We start from the raw sequence: 824 nt of genomic DNA on the forward strand, positions 1-824 counted from the left end.
CGCGAGCACCGCCGCGGCGGCGGCCTCGGCGCCCGTGCCGCACGCGGCGAGCACCAGTAGCTGCACCCCGGCGTCGGCGGCCTGCTCGGCGAGCCGCCAGCCGTAGCGCAGCGCCGCCTCGACCTCGTCGGCGGGCAGGGCCGGACCGTCCTCCATCGGCGCCGAGACGGGCGCCTCGACGATCTGCAGGCCGGCCCGGTTCTCGGCGGCGAGCCGGGCCAGCGCGCCCCGGCCGGCCCGGGCCTGCCGGGCACGGCGGGCCGACTCACCGGGCGTCGCGCCGGCCGACGCGCCGCCCTCGTGGTCGCCCTGGATCAGCAGTACGCGCACCGAGTCCCACGGACGCGGCGTCGAGGTGCCCTGGGTGGCGGCGGCGAAGCCGACCACCTGCTCCAGCACGCCGAGACCGGCGCCGGGGATGTCGAGGGTGGCGAGCCGGTCGACCGCCTGCGGTCCGGTGTAGTCGTCGGGCATCGGCAGTTCCATGCCCGGCTGGATGACCAGGCCGGTGGCGATCATCGGCAGCGCCATCGTGGGTGCGGCCCAGTCGCCCGTACCGGGCTCGTCGGACGTGGCCGGGGCGGGCACCGGGGCGGCGGCCGGGGTGAGCACCTCGGGCAGTGTCACGTCCCCGGCGCCGAGGTCGGCCGGTACGGCCTGGGCCGGCGTGGTCTGGTTCGGTGCGGGCTGGGGCGCCGCGGTCCAGGATGCCGCGGCGTGGGGCGCTGCGGTCTGGGGTGCCGCTGTCTGGGGCGCCGCGTGATGGGGCGCCGCGTGATGGGGCGCGGCGGCGCGGCCGGGCTCGGCCTCGGGCGACGTGGCGG

General features: G+C 79.5%; 1 protein-coding gene. It reads right to left on the reverse strand.

Going from position 1 to position 824, the window contains the following annotated elements; all coding sequences use genetic code 11:
- The coding region (locus AC2CHG_RS31625; RefSeq protein ID WP_484526233.1) for a nicotinate-nucleotide--dimethylbenzimidazole phosphoribosyltransferase at positions 1-824 on the reverse strand (824 nt) is incomplete at both ends.

Source organism: Micromonospora sp. ATLC20 (assembly GCF_057196585.1).